Origin of the sequence: Dactylosporangium vinaceum (assembly GCF_019904175.1) — a bacterium.
Taxonomy (GTDB): Bacteria; Actinomycetota; Actinomycetes; order Mycobacteriales; family Micromonosporaceae; genus Dactylosporangium; species Dactylosporangium vinaceum.
Genome location: NZ_CP061913.1, coordinates 6788504 through 6802118, shown reverse-complemented (window position 1 = coordinate 6802118; position 13615 = coordinate 6788504). Strand labels below are relative to the sequence as shown.

Sequence of the window (13615 nt, the reverse complement as noted above, 5' to 3'; positions counted from 1 at the left end):
GGTCGGAAGTTGGCCGCAATCGTTCGTAGCGTTCGGCTCGCCGGGGGTGCCGGCTTGGTGTTCGACGGGAATGAGGCGCAATGACGATTCTGGTGACCGGAGCTACCGGTGCGGTCGGCCGGCGGCTGGTCGGGGTGCTGGCGGCCGGTGGCGAGCGGGTTCGGGCGGTGAGCCGCAAGCCGGAGCGCGCCGGGTTGCCGGCCGGTGTGGAGGTGGCCGGGGCGGATCTCGGGGGCGGCGCGGCGATTGGTGCCGAGCTGTTCGGCGGGGTGGATCGGATGTTCGTGTTCCCGTTCGAGCAGGGGGTGCCCGAGCTCGTCGAGGCCGCGGTCTCGGCGGGCGTGGAGCAGTTCGTCGTGCTGTCGTCGCTGGCTGCGGCCGGGGAGTTCCCGCGGGACATCGGGTCGGCCAGCTACACGCACCACCTCGGCGTCGAGCGGGCGGTGATGGCGTTGACCGATGGGTGGACGATCCTGCGGCCGGGGACGTTCGCCAACAACCTGCTCTCCTGGGGTTGGGCGATCAAGGCGGGGTTGCCGGTGCGGGCGCCGTACGTGCGGTCGGCTCAGGCGCCGATTCATGAGGCGGACATCGCCGAGGCGGCGGCCGCCGTGCTCATGGAGGGCGGGCACGCCGGCGCGATCTATGCGTTGAGCGGGCCGGAGTCACTGACACGGGCCGAGCAGGTCGCGGCCATCGGGGCCGGCATCGGTCGGGACCTCGAGGTGGTGGAGATCAGCCCGGAGGAGTTCCGGCAGGACGTCGGGCAGTTCGTGCCGCCGGAGATCATCGCCATGCTGCTCGACTACTGGAGCGACACCGTGGCCGCGCCCGACCCGGTGCGCAGCGGCGTGCGCGACTTGACCGGGCACAGCGGGCGGACGCTCGTGCAGTGGGCGCGTGATCACCGCAGCGACTTCACGTAGGAGAGGTGACGGGCAGGTAGCGCATCATGTCGACGACGCCGTTTTCCCGGCCCACCTCGGTGAAGCCGTGGCGGGCGTAGAAGCGGCGGGCCCGGTGGTTCGCGGGGTCCACGCCGCCGTACAGGACCACGCAGTCTCGGGACAGCAGGCGCGCGGCTGACCAGGCCGGCGGGAGCAGGGCGGCGGCCAGGCCGCGGCCCTGCCAGGCGTCGGACACGCAGGGGCCGAAGCGGACCGTGCGCTCGGGGTCCAGGGCGACGCCGTGGGCCGCGAAGCGGGTGATCTCGTAGCCGTCCGGAAGGGAGAAGCTCAGGTCGATCAGGCCGGCCAGCTCGGTGGGGTGTTCCGGGCGGTGGGCGACCAGGCGGAGCTTGTCGTAGCGGCCGATCGCCTCGATCAGCCTGGCCGACTCGTCGGCCGCGGCGGTGTCGCCGTGCCAGTAGCGGCGGCTGGTCGCGGACAGGTTGGCCAGGAAGGAGGTCAGTGGGCCGGCGTCGGAGGGGAGCAGGGCGCGGACCGTGAAGGTGGTGTCGCCGGCGCTCACGTGGCCGGTCAGCGGCGACGGGTCGGCGGCCAGGGCGGCCAGCTGGGGCATCACCGCGCCATGATGCCGTCGGCCGGCGCCCGGTGTCGCCCGCGTTGCGGACCTGTGCTGTCCGTCAGCGAGCGGACCTTCGCCGTTCGTCAGCGAGCGGACCTGTGCTGTCCTTCAGAGAACGGATACGTGCTGTCCGTCAGAGAGCGGTCAGAGGCCTTGGTGGAGGGTCGGGCGGTGGGAGCGGAGGGGTGAGGCGGCGTGATCGAGGTCGCGGTGTCGCCGCAGGAGATCGTGGTGGGGCGGAGTTCGGCGTTGACGCTGCGGTTCTTCAACTCCGGGCGCGCACCCTGCTTCAACGTGGAGTTCATGGTGCGGCTGCCGCCGGGCGTGATGTTGCAGAGCGGGGTCGGGCAGGTGGATATCCCGGTGCTGGGGCCCGGGCGGGTGTACACGCACACGATTTCGGTGCTCACGCAGAAGGTCGGGCCGTTCGAGCTGACAAGCGCGAGGTTCGCGTACCGCGACGAGTCCGACCGGCAGCGGCGGGTGACCGACTTCAGTGTCCGGCTGGTGGCCGCGGCGGCGATCAAGGCGGAGCCGGTCCGGCTGCCCCGGGGGCGGCTGCGGGTCGAGTGCGAGGACGGAGAGCTGGCCGCCGGGCAGTGGGGCGAGCTGAGGCTGCGGGTCGGCAACGGGACAGGGGTGGCGCTCGGGGATGTCATTGCGGCGGTCGACGGGCCGTTCGAGACCGATGGGCGGCGGTCGCGGGTGGCGGTGCTCGGGGACGGTGCCTCGGTCCGGTGCACGTTCAGTGTGAAAATGGATGTGGCCGGGCGGGTGCCGGTCGACGTGCGCACGACGTACCGGTTCCGGGACGCCGGTGGGGAGCTGCGCGCACGGACGCAGGAGGACAGCGCCACGGTCACCGTGCGCCCCGAGGGGCAAGCGCCGCACCAGACCCAGCAGCAGGCGCCCCCGCAGACCGGGCAGCAGACCGAGGGGCAGACCGGACAGCAAGCGCCGCCGCGGGCCGGGCGGAAGAGCGAGCAGGTCGTCCTGTATCTGGCCGCCGCGCCCCGGGACATGGAGCCGCTACGGTCCGACCTGGAGATGCGCAAGGTCAGGGAGAAGCTGCAGCGCAGCCGGGACCGCGAACGGTTCCGGCTCGAGTGGTGCCCGGCGGCCCGGTTCGAGGACATCAGCCAGGCGCTCATCGACTACGAGCCGCAGATCGTGCACTTCTCCGGCCACGGCGACGAGGACGGCAACCTGTGCGTCGAGGATGAGCTCGGCGATCGGGACCTGGTGACGCCGGAGGGGCTGGCCGACCTGTTCGGGCAGCACCGCGACTCGCTGCGGTGCGTGGTGGTCAACGCCTGCCACTCGGTTCAGCTCGCCGAGACCCTGGCCACGCGCATCCAGTACACCGTCGGCATGCGCAATATGATCGCCGACGACGCGTCGATCCAGTTCAGCGTCGGCTTCTACGAGGGGCTCTTCGGCGGGCTCCCGATCCCCCGGGCGTTCACGCGGGGCTGCGCCCATGTGCGCTCCCGGCCGGGCACCGAGCACCAGCACCGCACGCCGCTGCTATTTTCCCGGACGTCCTGAGCCGCCGCCGCGGGCCGGGGCGATCGCCTCCTCGCGGATCGCCACGCGAGCTTCGCGAGCATCTCCGAGACGCGGCTGCGGATGGTCTTCGGGGCCAAAACAGCCGGGCCGCCACCTGCGAGATCGGCCGGCCCTGCACCACCAGCTCCAGGATCTCCAGGTCCCGCGAGTGATGCGTCCCGGTCGGCCGGCCCGGGCTAGCCCCGGCGTTTCTAGCAGTGCTAGTGTTGCTAGCAACGCTAGATCCGGGAGGGATCATGATCGTGCTCCTCGACGTGCTCGCCATCACGGCCGCGCTGGCCACGGCGGTCATCTTCGGCACCGACGCGCTCGGCGCGCTTGTCATGCGCCCGACGTACGCCGCGCTGGACGACGCCACCATGACCCGCGTGGTCGGCCTGGCCCACCGCTACGGCAACGCCCGCATGCCCGTGGCCGGCATCCTCAGCGTCGTCACCGCCGCCGCGGCCACCCTCGTCGCGTTCCTGGCCGGGCACCCGTCGGCCGGCGCCGCCGCGGGCGCCGGCCTGCTCCTGCTGCTGATCTGGCTGGTCCTGTTCAACCGCGTCGCGCTGCCGATCAACAACACCTTCATCGCGGCCGCCGCGGCCGGCCGGGTGCCGCCGGACGCCCGCCGCCTGCAGGAGCGGTGGGACTCGATCATCAACCTGCGCGCCGCCCTGCAGGGGGCCGCCCTGCTCGGCTTCTGCCTCACCCTGGTGCTCGCCGTCTGACCGTCCACAATGGCCGGCGTCGCCGGGCCGGGCCGCCGTCCGCCCGATATGCTGGATTGATGTCGGTGATTTCCCACCTGTACCGCGGCGAGCTGGGGGAGTGGTGCGCCGACCACCTCGGCGGCTGGGAAGAGCTGACCACCCGGATCACCTGGCACACCCGGGCGCGGGAGCCGATCCGGCCCGCCGACGGCGTCGAGCGGCAGCACTGGGCCCAGGTCGAGCGGGCCGTCGGCATCCGGCTGGCCGCGCTGGTGCAGCCCGCCCCACCCTATGCCGCCCTGCTCGGCCTGGTGCATCTCGGCCTGGTGCGCCGGGAGTGGGCCGATGAGCAGGCCGCGCGCTACGCCTCCCACGCGAGCATGCCGGCGCAGCTGCGGGGCGACGCGGTCCACTACAGCCCGACGCTCGACGGCTGGGCGCGCGTGCCGTCCTACGCCGGGCCGGCCATGCCCCGGTTCGACGGGCGGGCCCAGGACTATCCGGCCGAGCCGATGCTCGCGGGCCTGCTGGAGCGCACCCGCGCCTACTTCGCCGCGAACGCCCCGCTCGGCCGGCTCGGTGCCGAGCGGGGCGTGGCCCGCCTGTGCTGGCTGCTGGCCCAGTTCCAGTTCGCCTACCGCAACGACGCCCTCGAACAGCCCGTCTTCCGGCTGTTCCGCGCCGGCGTGCCGACCGTCGAGGAGCTGCTGGCCACGGTGCCGGACACCGCCCTCGACGAGATGGTCGCCATCGCCCGGCTGCTGGAGAGCCGCGGCGCGCTCGGCGAGCTGGCCAGGCTGGCCGGCAACCCGCCGCCCGGGCGGCCGCTCGGCATCGCCAGCCCCGTCTTCCTCGACCACCGCCACGACAGCGACCTGCTGCTGGCCGGCCCGGACGGCAGCGCGCTCGTGCGCGTCCACGCCGCGATCACCACCAGCCGGACGACGAGCTCCCGGCAGTGGCTGTGGCACGTCCTGGCCTGCGCCTGGCTCGACGACCGCGACGCCTACCGCATCCGGACCGCGGGCCTGTACTTCGCCCGCCACGGCGAGCTGCTGACCTGGCCGGTGGACGCCCTGGCCGACCAGCTGCTCGCCGGCGCCGACCGGGCGAAGGCGCGGGCCGAGTTCCTGGCCCTGGCCGACCGGCTGCACGGCGAGAACGAGCGCCGCCGGGCCGAGCAGGAGCGGCTGCGCGCCGAGCGGCCGCAGCCGGCCCCGGCCGCCGTGGCGGCCCCGGCACCCGCCGCGGCGGTCGCCGTCCACGCCGTGATCACCGACGGCCGGGGCCTCGTGCTGACGGCCGGCGGGGCGCTGCCCGGCGGCCCCGTCGCCCCCGGCGAGACGCTCGAGGCCGCGCTCGGCCGCGCCGTGACCGCCACGACCGGCTTCACGGTGGACGCCGGCCCGCTGACCGGCGTCTACCACGACACCCCGAGCGGCGGCCTGACGCTGGTGTTCCGGGCCCGCATCACCGGCGGCGAGGGCGGCGGCGTGCACTGGTGTGCCCGCCGGGAGCTGCCCGGCCGGCTGACGGCCGTCTTCGCCGGCGCGGTGCACGACGCCCTGGACACCGCCCGCACCGCGGTCCGGGTGCGCGACGTCAGCATATCGTGACCCGGTGCCGGTCTGCCACACTGGTGATCGACTTCGGCCTGCCAGGGGCCTGGGCGGTGCGGTGTGGAGGTCGGTGTCCGTGGCGGCGGAAGGTGGCAGTACCCGGGCGGTGGTGACCGCGCTCGCGGCAAACCTGGGGATCGCGGTGAGCAAAGGCATCGGCGCGGTCATCACCGGATCGTCGTCGATGCTGGCCGAGGCGGTGCACTCGCTGGCGGACACCACGAATCAGGCGCTGCTGCTCGTCGGCGGGCGGCGGGCCAAGCGGGCCGCGAGCGAGCAGCATCCCTTCGGGTACGCCCGGGAGCGCTACATCTACGCCTTCATCGTCTCGATCGTCCTGTTCACGCTCGGTGGCCTGTTCGCGCTCTACGAGGGCTACCACAAGGTCAGGCACCCGGAGGAGCTCGAGTCGCCGCTCGTCGCCGTGGTCATCCTGGTGATCGCGATCGGCCTCGAGGGCTACGCGCTGTCCACGGCGGCCCGGTCGGCCAACGAGACCCGGGGCGGGCGCAGCTGGTGGCAGTTCATCCGCAGCGCCAAGGCGCCGGAGCTGCCGACGATCCTGCTCGAGGACGCCGGCGCGGTGACCGGGCTCGTGGTCGCGCTGCTCGGCGTCGGCCTCACCGTCATCACCGGCAACGCCGTGTTCGACGGGGTCTCGACGCTCATCATCGGCCTGCTGCTCGTGGCGATCGCGTGCATTCTGGCCATGGAGACCAAGAGCCTGCTGGTGGGCGAGGCGGCCTCGAAGGCGAACGTCGCGCGGATTCGCGCGGCGCTGCTGGCCGAGCCGCTGTTCGACCGGGTCGTGCACCTGCGGACCATGCACCTGGGCCCGGACGAGCTGCTCGTCGCGGTCAAGGTGACGGTGGCCGAGGGTACCGTCGCGGAGACCATCAGCGCCGCCACGAACAGCGCCGAGGCCCGCATCCGCGCGGCGGTCCCGATCGCGACGCTGATCTTCGTCGAGCCGGACGTCTACCAGCCACAGGCGGGGCCCGCCTAAGGTCGGCGGATGGGATGGTCGGCCCGATACACGCAGTATCCCCGGATCGCCCGCCGCACCATCGGTGACCCGGCCCGGTCCGTCATCGTCAAGACCCGCCGGCCCGGGGACACGGCCGGCCGGGAGCGGGCGGCCCTGGCCTTCCTCGAGGCGGTCGGGTCGGACGCCGGGCCGCGGCTGCTGGGGTACGGCGACGACTTCGAGATCCTCGAGGACCTCGGCCCCGGCGACGCGCTGGAGGACCTCCTCGTCGGCGACGACCCGCAGGCCGCCACCGCGGGGTTCGTCGCGTTCGCCGAGTCGGTCGGGCGGATGCACGCGGCGACCCGCGGGCGCGCGGACGCCTTCTACGCCCGCCTGCCCGGCGTCGACCGGCGGCTGGACCGGCTGACCCTGGCCGGCGCCACGCTGCCGCAGTGGTGGTCGGCGATCGAGGAGCTGTCCCCGCCCGGGGGCGCGCTCGACGGGCTCGTGGCGTGGATGGCCGAGCCCGGGCCGCCGATGCTGGTGCTGTCCAGCGGCGACGTCGCCCCGCAGAACTGCCGGATCGGCGCGCGCCGGGTGCGGCTGCTGGACTTCGAGAGCGCCCGGTTCCAGCACGCGCTGCTCGACGCGGCGCACCTGCGGCTGCCGTTCTACGGGCCGCCGTGCTGGGCGCGCATCCCGGCGATCGTCGGGGCGGCAGTCGAGTCCGCCTATCGCCGCGCGGCCGGACTCGGTGACGATGAGGCGTACGACACCGGCATGGCCGCCGCCACCGCGATCTGGGCGGTGGTCCGGCTCGCCCGGCTGCCGAAGCTGCTCGCCGCCGACGCGCCGCAGCCCATGGGCTTCTCCCGCCGCGGCCAGCTCCTCGACACCCTGCAAGTCGCCGTCGACGCGGCGCCCGGGCAGCCGCTCGGCATCTGGTTCGCCGAGGTGATCGGGGCGCTGCGGCGGGTGTGGCCGCACCTGCCGCCGCGGCAGGCTGTGTACCCGGCGTTCCGCTGACCGCGGGCAAATCCGGCGCGGTGGTGCCGGGTTTCGCCAAAATCCAACACTCGAGAAGCGGACCTCACGGACAAACGAGACGATCTTTCGCTCCTGGCAGCAGAAGTTATCGACAACCCTGCGGAAGTCCCCTAGCGTGACGTAACACATCGACAGCCGTCGGTTCCTCGGTGCCGGTCGCCATGGCGATGACCCGTGCCCGTCTTCGGCGAGCGCGCGCGGGCGTCCGTGACGGCTCCTACCAACCCGGAGCGTTTCATGAAGCGATGGACGACCCCCAAGCGATGGGCGATCCGCTCGGCCGCGATGTTGATGGGCATCGGCCTGATACCCGCGATCCCCGCCGGGGCGGCGGTGCCCCCGCAAGAGCCCGGCGTCACCCTGCGCGTCTTCGACCTGCAGACCCCGCAGAGCGCCATCTGCGTGCTCAAGACCGGCCAGACGCCGAACGTCGACAAGCTCATGCCGAGCGTCAACTGGACCACCGCGGCCGATTTCGGAGGTCTGGAGAACTACTTCCAGGCGCAGGTCATCGGCAACGTGAACATTGCCGCCGCCGGCACCTACGCCTTCCGGCTCACCAGCGACGACGGTTCACGGCTGGCCGTCGACGGGGCCACCGTCATCACCAACGACGGGCTGCACGGGGCGACGGCCGTCGAGGGCAGCGTCGCCCTCACCGCCGGATACCACGCCCTGCGCATCGACTTCTTCGAGCGCGACGGCGGCCAGCAGCTGACCCTCGAATGGCGCCCGCCGGGCGCGTCGGCCTACGCGATCGTGCCGAACTCGGTGCTCAGCACGGACTCCGGTGTCGTACGCGTCACCGCACCCGGCCGCAAGGAGTGCGAGGGCTCCGGCGACTCGCCCGGCGACGGGCTGCCGCTGACGTCGCTCCACCCCGGCTACACGCTCACGAACCTGCGCCCGAGCGGCTTCAACCCGCAGGTCAGCGCCATGGACTGGTTCCCCGACGGGCGCCTGGCCATCGCGACCTGGGGCGGTAGCCTCAACACGACGGGCGAGGTGTACATCCTGCGCAACGTGACCGGCGCGACCTCACCGTCGCAGGTGCAGTACACCCGGATCGCCTCGGGGCTCAGGGAACCGATGGGCCTCAAGATCGTGGACGGCATCATCTACGTCTCGCAGAAGCACGAGCTCACCGAGCTCACCGACACCAACGGTGACGGGCAGATCGACAGGTACCGCACCGTCGCGACCTGGCCCTTCGACGGCAACTTCCACGAGTTCGGCTTCGGGCTGCTGTACCAGGACGGGTACTTCTACCTGAACCTGTCCGTGTCGATCAACGAGGGCGGCGCGACAACGGATCCGCAGGGCTCCGCCAACCGCGGGACGAGCCTCAAAATCAACCGGTCGACGGGCGCCGTGCAGTACGTGGCCGGCGGCCTGCGCACCCCCGACGGCATCGGCTGGGGCCCCGAGAACGAGATCTTCGTGACCGACAACCAGGGCGGCTGGCTGCCGGCCTCGAAGCTCGTGCAGATCAAGCAGGACCGGTTCTTCGGCCACTACACCAACCCCGACGGCCCGTTCGACGGCCAGCCCATCACCCAGCCGGTCCTGTGGCTGCCCCAGAACGAGATCGCCAACTCGCCGAGCACGCCTATCGTGCTCCACAATGGACCGTACGCCGGGCAGGTCGCGTTCGGCGACGTCACCTACGGTGGCATCCAGCGCGCGTCCCTGGAGAAGGTCAACGGCGAATACCAGGGTGCCGTGTTCCGCATGACCCAAGGGCTCGAGATGGGTGTACTGCGAATCAGTGAAGGCCCGGACGGAGCCCTCTACGCCGGTGGTCTCGGCGCCGGCGGCAACTGGGGCCAGGAGGGCAAGCTGACGTACGGCCTGCAGAAGATCACGCCGAACGGCGTCACCGTGTTCGACATGAAGGCGATGCGGGTCAAGCCGGGCGGCTTCGAGATCGAGTACACGCAGCCCGTCTCCGACGCGACGGCGGCTTCGCTGGCCGCCCGGTACACCTTCAGGCAGTGGCGGTACGTCTCCACCCCGGCCTACGGCGGCCCGAAGGTCGACGAGGAGTCGCTGCCGGTCACCTCGGCGACGCTGTCGGCCGACCGGCTGAAGGTCAACGTCCAGGTCGCCGGCCTCAAGCCGGGCCGGGTCGTCTCCATGCGCTCGCCGCGGCCGTTCTCCTCGACGTCCGGCGAGTCGCTGTGGAGCACGGAGGCGTGGTACACCCTCAACGCGCTCGCCGACGGCACGCTCCCGCCGACGGGGCAGCAGGAGGCCGAGCACTCGGGCCTCAGCGGCACTGCCGGGGTCGCGACCGACCACAGTGGATACTCCGGCTCCGGCTTCGTCGCCGGCTTCGGCAGCCCGGGCGCCGCGGCCACGTTCAGCGTCGCCGCCCCGAGTGCCGGCTCCTACAACGTGGCGCTGCGCTTCAGCAACGGGCCGAATCCGGCGGCCGGGGCCAAGACCGTGAGCCTGTACCTCAACGGCGTGAAGCAGAAGCAGATCTCCCTGGCCGACACCGGCAACTGGGACACGTGGGCGACGCAGACCGAGACGCTGACGCTGCGCGCCGGGGGCAACACGGTCGCGTACAAGGTGGACAGCGGCGACGCCGGCCACGTCAACCTCGACAACATCAACGTGACACCGGCCGGCGGCACCGGCACCGCCGAGCACACCGGCACCATCACCGGCATCGGCGGCAAGTGCATCGACGTCAGCAACGCGAGCACCGCCGACGGCGCGAAGATTCAGCTGTGGACGTGCAACGGCTCCACCGCGCAGAGCTGGACGCGTACCGGGGACACGCTCAGGGCTTTGGGCAAGTGCCTGGACGTCGACAACGGCGGCACCGCCAACGCCACGTTGGTGCAGCTCTACACCTGCAACGGCTCGGCCGCCCAGGTCTGGCAGGCGCAGGCCGACGGCACGCTGCGCAACCCGCAGTCGGCGAAGGTGCTCGACGCGGCCGGCGGCGCCTCCGCCGACGGCACCCAGCTGCAGATCTGGGACGCCGCGGCGGGCGCGGCCCAGCAGAAGTGGGTCCACAATGGAGTGTCGCGGGTGACGCTGTTCAACGGCGGCAGCCTCAACGCGTTCCAGAACGCCGACGGCACCGCCCCGACGTGGCCGATCTCCGGCGGCTCGGCCGAGGTCCTCGGCGGCGACCTGCGCACCAAGCAGACCTACGGCGACTTCAGGCTCCACGTCGAGTTCTACCTGCCCAACCTGCCGTCCGACGTCACCGGCCAGCAGCGCGCCAACTCCGGCATCTACCTGCAGGACCGCTACGAGGTCCAGGTCCTGGACACGTACGGCAAGCCGGCCCTGGCCAACGACGAATGCGGCTCGATCTACCTCAAACGCGCACCCGACAGCAACCCGGGCACAGTCCCGCAGACGTGGCAGACCTACGAGATGACGTTCCGCGCGGCCAGGTTCACCGGCGCGACGAAGGTCGAGAACGCACGGGTGACGGTAGTGTGGAACGGCGTCACCGTCCACAACAACGTCGCCATCGACGGCCCGACAGGTGCCGGCGCCGCCGAAAGCCCCGCCGCCCTGCCGATCCGCCTCCAGGACCACGGCGACCCGGGCGCGAACGTCCGCTACCGCAACATCTGGATCGAGCCGGTGTAGCACGGCACACCCGCCGGAGGTCGCTGCCGGCGGCGAGCCGGGCCGTGCACACGGACCAGCTCGCCGCCGGCGGACGGCCTCCCGCCCCGCCTTCCACGAACGAGAGGAGCCGGCGCGTCCGATGGCCGCCTACGAGCTGCGCCCGTTCTGGGACGCCGACGCGGCGGCCGTCTGCGCGCTGCAGGCCCGCCACGCGGCGCACGACGGTGCCGACGCGCTGTCCACCATCGAGCCGCTGCCGGAGCCGGACGCTGTGCGGGCGCGAGTGGCGGCGGCGGACTGGGCGGCGGTCGCGCACGACCGGAACGGCTCCGTCGTCGGGTGGGGGTTGCTGCGGTCGTGGACCGAGGACGACGGGACGCGCGTCCACCTCACCGACGGATACGTGGCGCCGCCCGTGCGCGGGCGCGGGCTCGGCCGGCGGCTGCTGGCCGAGGCTGAGTCCGCCGCCGCGCGGCACGCCGGCGACGGTCCGGAGGTGCTCGGCGGCAATGCGTCGGACGTGCAGCCGGACCGGGCGGCGCTGCTGGAGCGGGCCGGGTACCGGCCGGCGTTCACCATGGTCGAGATGGAGCACGACGGGTCGGCGGTGCCCGTCCGGCCGCTGCCCGAGGGCGTCGCCGTCCGGGCGGCAGTGGTCGGCGACGCCGGGGCGCTGCGTGCGCTCGCCGGGCGGGCGTGGGCCGGGCGGCCGTACTCCGCGCTGCCGACCGCGGAGCAGTTCGAGCACTGGCTCGGCCGGTCGGACCTGGACCTGTTCCAGGTGGCGACCCTCGGTGGCCGCGCGGTCGGGTTCGTCGCCGCGACGCGGGGGCCGGGGCGCGCGGAGATCGACGACGTCCAGGTCGACCCGGACGTGCAGCGGCGCGGCCTGGCGAGCGCGATGCTGACCCGGACACTCGGCGCGCTGGCCGGGCCGGGAGCCACGACGATCCGGCTGCACACCGAAGGCCACGACCCGGCGGGCGCGCGGTCACTGTACGAGCGGCTCGGGTTCCGGGTGATCCGTGAGCACCACCGCTACCGCAAGCCGCTCACCGGCGCGGCCGGGTCGACCCTGCCGTAGCGGCAACGCTGCTACTCGAGACCCGGTCGCGGTCGTGCGGCACTGGTGCTCGGGCCGGGCCGTGACGCCCGGGGCCGCGGCCGCGGCGTTCCCGCGGAGCCTCAGGCCCCGGCCACGACGGCGCTGAGCTCGGCGCCGGTCAGCCGGGTGCCCCAGGCCCCGCCACGGGCCACGGCCGCCGCCCGCCGCGCCCAGCCGGGGCCGCGGACCGAGCCGGACAGCGCGAGGGCCACGGTCAGCTCGACGGCCCGGACCCAGAACCCGGCCACCTCGAAGTCGAGGATGCCGGTGACGGCGCCGGTGGCCGGGTCGACGAGGACGTTGGACGGCGCCAGGTCGGCGTGCACCACCTGCTGCGGCAGCCGCCCGGCGATCCCGGCCCACGCCGCCACCGCCCGGTCGAGGCCGTCGCGCAGCACCGCGGCCCGCTCGGCGTCGAGCCCGGCCGCCCGCAGGTCCCGCTCCAGCGCCGCCAGGTCCGGGAGGTCCGCGAGCGGGCCGCCCTGCCAGTCGAACGGGGCGTCGTGCGCCGGCACCGCGGCGAGGGCGGTGCTCAGCTCGGCCGCGGCGCCGCCGAGCGCGGCGAGGGCGGGCTCCGTGCTGAGGTCGGGCCGGACGCCGGGAATCCACTCGCACAGCGTGACCGGGCCGTCGGGACTGTCGGCCGCGGTGGTGCCGTCGCGGCGGGGGACCGGTGCGGGTACCGCGAACGACAGCCCCGCCCGCGCCAGCCGGTCCAGCAACCGATGCTCGGCCCGCACCTGGCCCAGATCCATGTTCTGACTGACCCGCAGGCACCAGGCCCGGCCACCGGCGGCCACCCGGAACGTGTGGTTGTTCGTGCCGGCGGCCGTGGGGGACAGCTGTGCATCGGGTGGGAGGTCCCAGCCGGCCAGCAGCTCGGTCAGGTGCACAGGAAGCCGTCGACAGCGGTGAGGAACGTGTCGCCGATCAGGACCGGGTCGAAGAGGCAGCCGGCGGCCATCGCGCCGTCGCGCAGCATCACGAAGTGCCGGGCCCGCGCGTCGTCGCCCAGCAGGCCGGCGACGGTGTCGAGGAACCACTGCCGGTGGGCCAGGACGGCGCGGTGGATCGGATGGTCCGGGTCCGGGTATTCGGCGGCCGCGTTGAGGAACGCGCAGCCGCGGAACCCGCCGGTGCGGATGGTGTGGGCGATGCCCTGGCTGATGACCCGGACCGTCTCGGGCCCCGGGAGCCCCACGGCGACGGCGGCGCCGGTGCGGGCCCGGATGGCCTCGTCGGCGGCGGCCAGGTAGGCCAGGATCAGGTCGTCCTTGCCCGGGAAGTGCCGATACAGGGTGGCCCGGGTGACCTGCGCCTCGGCCACGATCCGGTCGACGCCCACGGAGCGGATGCCCTCCGCGTAGAAGATGCGGGAGGCGGTGCCGAGCAGCCGGTCCCGCGCCTCGGACGGCCGGCCGGCGGTTGCGCTGCTGGTCATGACCCCATGATAGTGGGGAGAACGTTCGGTCTCGACCGG

Annotated in this window: 11 protein-coding genes; 8 read left to right on the top strand and 3 right to left on the bottom strand. The window is 73.2% G+C overall.

Features of this window, described 5'->3' with window-relative positions; genetic code table 11:
• The first annotated feature begins 80 nt into the window (after positions 1–80).
• Entirely contained in the window at positions 81–926 is an 846-nt protein-coding gene (locus Dvina_RS30610) for an NmrA family NAD(P)-binding protein (RefSeq protein ID WP_223092789.1), read from the top strand.
• Here the strand turns inward: Dvina_RS30610 and Dvina_RS30605 are convergent.
• Positions 919–1521, bottom strand: coding sequence for a GNAT family N-acetyltransferase (locus tag Dvina_RS30605; protein WP_246656608.1), 603 nt, complete (start codon positions 1519–1521; stop codon positions 919–921). The genes Dvina_RS30610 and Dvina_RS30605 overlap by 8 nt on opposite strands.
• A 201-nt stretch (positions 1522–1722) precedes the next feature.
• Between Dvina_RS30605 and Dvina_RS30600 the strand changes: the two genes are divergently transcribed.
• From Dvina_RS30600 to Dvina_RS30570, 7 genes are all read left to right on the top strand, one after another.
• Complete coding sequence (locus Dvina_RS30600) at positions 1723–3075, top strand: CHAT domain-containing protein (protein WP_223092787.1); 1353 nt, start codon at positions 1723–1725, stop codon at positions 3073–3075.
• 257 nt (positions 3076–3332) lie between these two features.
• Entirely contained in the window at positions 3333–3809 is a 477-nt protein-coding gene (locus Dvina_RS30595; RefSeq protein WP_223092786.1) for a DUF1772 domain-containing protein, read from the top strand.
• 59 nt (positions 3810–3868) lie between these two features.
• On the top strand, positions 3869–5407 hold the full coding sequence (locus Dvina_RS30590) for an NUDIX hydrolase (RefSeq protein ID WP_223092785.1): 1539 nt from the start codon (positions 3869–3871) through the stop codon (positions 5405–5407).
• A gap of 79 nt (positions 5408–5486) precedes the next feature.
• The gene (locus tag Dvina_RS30585) at positions 5487–6416 is read left to right on the top strand and encodes a cation diffusion facilitator family transporter (protein ID WP_223092784.1); all 930 of its coding nucleotides are present in this window, start codon (positions 5487–5489) and stop codon (positions 6414–6416) included.
• A gap of 9 nt (positions 6417–6425) precedes the next feature.
• The gene (locus Dvina_RS30580) at positions 6426–7406 is read left to right on the top strand and encodes a phosphotransferase family protein (protein WP_223092783.1); all 981 of its coding nucleotides are present in this window, start codon (positions 6426–6428) and stop codon (positions 7404–7406) included.
• A gap of 258 nt (positions 7407–7664) precedes the next feature.
• Positions 7665–11048, top strand: coding sequence for a 3-keto-alpha-glucoside-1,2-lyase-like domain-containing protein (locus Dvina_RS30575; protein ID WP_246655418.1), 3384 nt, complete (start codon positions 7665–7667; stop codon positions 11046–11048).
• A 121-nt stretch (positions 11049–11169) separates the two neighbouring features.
• A complete protein-coding gene (locus tag Dvina_RS30570) occupies positions 11170–12114 on the top strand; it encodes a GNAT family N-acetyltransferase (protein ID WP_223092782.1) in 945 nt (314 codons plus the stop codon).
• Between the two features lie 101 nt (positions 12115–12215).
• On the opposite strand, the gene Dvina_RS30565 is transcribed toward Dvina_RS30570, so the two are convergent.
• Together Dvina_RS30565 and Dvina_RS30560 are read right to left on the bottom strand one after the other, a co-directional pair.
• A complete protein-coding gene (locus Dvina_RS30565; RefSeq protein ID WP_223092781.1) occupies positions 12216–13028 on the bottom strand; it encodes a phosphotransferase enzyme family protein in 813 nt (270 codons plus the stop codon).
• Positions 13019–13576 carry a TetR/AcrR family transcriptional regulator gene (locus Dvina_RS30560; protein WP_223092780.1) on the bottom strand — a complete coding sequence of 186 codons (558 nt, stop codon included), beginning with the start codon at positions 13574–13576 and terminating at the stop codon, positions 13019–13021. Before Dvina_RS30560 ends, Dvina_RS30565 begins: the two co-directional genes overlap by 10 nt.
• Positions 13577–13615: the final 39 nt, after the last annotated feature.